At 70.9% G+C, this 2580-nt stretch carries 2 protein-coding genes and 1 pseudogene; 1 reads left to right on the top strand and 2 read right to left on the bottom strand.

The window, feature by feature from the left end; translation table 11 throughout:
• A pseudogene (locus sphsw_RS20605) lies at nt 1-273 on the top strand (amidase); the annotation flags it as partial.
• Here sphsw_RS20605 and sphsw_RS15340 read toward each other — a convergent pair.
• Both sphsw_RS15340 and sphsw_RS19930 read right to left on the bottom strand, forming a co-directional pair.
• On the bottom strand, nt 225-1751 hold the full coding sequence (locus sphsw_RS15340; RefSeq protein ID WP_042467482.1) for a hypothetical protein: 1527 nt from the start codon (nt 1749-1751) through the stop codon (nt 225-227). The pseudogene sphsw_RS20605 and the gene sphsw_RS15340 overlap by 49 nt on opposite strands.
• Nucleotides 1751-2580: PDZ domain-containing protein (locus sphsw_RS19930; protein ID WP_031441372.1), on the bottom strand; the 830-nt coding region annotated here is incomplete at its 5' end. The genes sphsw_RS15340 and sphsw_RS19930, both read right to left, overlap by 1 nt.

Below are 2580 nucleotides of genomic sequence, written 5' to 3'. Positions count from 1 at the left end.
GGTCCCGCCTGGCTCAGCGAGCCAGTGTACGGCGACCAATATGGCGGGCCGAGCGCGAGCGAACTGCCCGCGGTCGCGGGCTATCCCAACCTGACCGTGCCGATGGGGCTGGTCCGCGGGTTGCCGGTCGGGCTGTCGTTCATCGCGACGCGCTACGGCGACGGCACGGTGCTGAACGCGGGCTATGCCTATGAACAGCGGGCCAACGCGCGGACCGCGCCGCGTTACCTGCCGTCGGCGGCGGTGGGCACGGGGCTCGACGGAGCCCGCTGAACGGGGGCGACGAACACGCGGTCGTTGCGCAGATAGACGGCGCTGCGGTCCTTCAGCCGGCGCGTGGTGAAGACGAGGCGATAGTCGCTCGCGAGCGTCGCCTTCAGCGCGCGCAGGCTGCCGACGTTCCAGATCGACAGGCGGCGCGTCGAGGTGACGATCACCGGCGGACGGTTGGCGAGGATGCGGCGCACCTCGGCCGCCTCGTCGATCCCGGTCGCGCCCTGTTCGGTCGACAGGCTGAGCAGGTTGGGAAAGGCGTAGGGCGTCGGTACGCAGGTCCGTGCGAGCAGATAGGTGACGGTGTCGCCGCGGAACACATAGGGGCATTCGTCGCCGCTGTTCGCCTGGACGATGCGGGCCAGCGCATAGGCGCCGTCGGCGTCGTCGCGCCGGACGACGCGTTCGACCGCGAGGATCGTGAAGGGGACGATCAGCGCGATCGCGAGCAGCTTGGCATGGCGTGACAGCGCGGGCGCGGCGGCGATCGCCAGCGGGGCGACCAGCGGCAGGCCGTAATGATCGAAGAAGGTACCAATCGCGAGGAAGCCGAGCGACGCCGCGATCAGCCAGCCAAAGGCGAGCCGCGCGACCGCACGGTCGATCCCGAGATGCGCGCGGCGATGCCAGGTGATCGCCGCGGCGGCGATCAGCGGGAGCAGCTGGACGAGGATGCCGAGCAGCCGCATCACCACCTGCGCGAGCGGATAGCCGGGGCGCAGGAAGATCGAGGTGACGTTGGCGAACCAGAAGGTCGCGAACAGGTCGTGCGCGGTGTACCAGCCGAGCGCGGCGAGCGACGGCGCGAGGCCGACGGCGATCCACAGCAGCGCCGCACCCAGCGTCGCTGAGACCGGCGCGCCGGTGCGGCGGTGGAACCAGAGATGCGCCAGCCCGAAGAACGCGCCCTCGAAGGCGGGCGTGTATTTCATCTGGATCGCGATCCCTGCGAGCAGGCAGGCCAGCGCGCCGCCACGCACGATCGCGCGGCGGTCGTTCGCCGCCGCGAGTGCGGGCAGGCGGAAGGTCAGCAGCGCGGCGATCGCGATCGGCAGATTGTAGAAGACCGGTGCCTGTCCGCCGCCGCCGCTGAGCAGCGATAGCCCGGCCAGATAGGTCGCTCCCGCCGCCAGCGCACCGCGCCGCGTCGCGCCGACCCGCATCGCGCCGTGATGAACGAGGACCGCAGTCAGCCAGGCGCAGCCGGTCGCGACGAGCTGATAGGCGAGGATCCCGTCGCCGGGGAGCAGCCGTATCGCCGCGAACAGCAGGAACAGCCCGATCGGCTTGCGATCCCAGATGTCGACAAAGGGGATCGCGCCGTGCAGCATCCGGTCGCCGACCAGCAGATAATATTGCTCGTCGACGGCAATCACCGGATTGCCGAAATCCCAGGCGCGGATCGCCAGCGCGATAAGAAGCAGGATCAGCGCGGGCGTCCAGCGGGATCCGGACGGTGCGGTCTTGGCCGATGTCATCAGTAGAAAGTCCTGAGCGTCAGTGTGCGCGTCGTACCGTCGCACAGCCCGAGCCGGACGACGCTGCCGGGCGGGCGGATAGTCCAGTTCGCCAGCGGGCTGGCTGGATAGTCGCGGGGAATGGGCTGGCCGTCGATCGAACAGATCAGGTCGCCGACCTGCCACCCGGTCGCCTCGGCCGGGCCGCCGCGCATCACGTGCAGGACCTTCAGCCGGTTGCTTTCGACCCCCATGAGCAGACCGCTGGTCGATCGGATGGGGCGGGGATCGGCGACGTCGCCGCGGCGCAGGACCATCCGCGCCGCGCTCGGGTCGAGCAGCACGCGATAATGCTGGAGAAACCCCGAGCCGAGCCGCCCGGCGGCGCCGATCGACTGTGAAAAGCCCGCCTCGGGCTCGATCCGCACCTCGGTGTCTCGCGCGACGAGCGTACCGACCCGGATCTCGGGGGCGATCGCGAGGCCGCTGACGACCGAGCCGCCGAGCCCATAGGCGATCGCGGTGGTGGTCGGCAGCCCCGGCGGCGCGGCACGGCGCCAGCCCGCCGCGGTCACGGTGATCGCCGATCCGTCGCCGGTATCGACGACGATCGGCGCCAGCGCGTGCGTGCCGATCCGGACCGCGCTTTCATAGACGCGCCGATCGGACGAGATCGTCAGCGACGCGGTCTCGCCCGCAAAGGGCAGCCGCCCGGTCGGGATCAGCCGGAAGCGGCGCGCGGCATAATCGATGTCGAGCGCGTGCGCGGCGAGCAGGTCGCGCCCGACCAGCAGGTCGACCGCGTTCGCGCTGCCGGTCGCGAGCGCGGGGAGGGCGGCGACACTGACGC

Origin of the sequence: Sphingomonas sp. FUKUSWIS1 (assembly GCF_000733135.1) — a bacterium.
GTDB classification, from domain to species: Bacteria; Pseudomonadota; Alphaproteobacteria; order Sphingomonadales; family Sphingomonadaceae; genus Sphingomonas; species Sphingomonas aerolata.
This window is presented reverse-complemented; position numbering and strand designations above follow the sequence as displayed.

What these genes read in the sequence shown, in the direction of transcription:
- sphsw_RS15340 (WP_042467482.1), bottom strand. Translation starts at nt 1,751, where the DNA reads ATGACATCGGCCAAGACCGCACCGTCCGGATCCCGCTGGACGCCCGCG.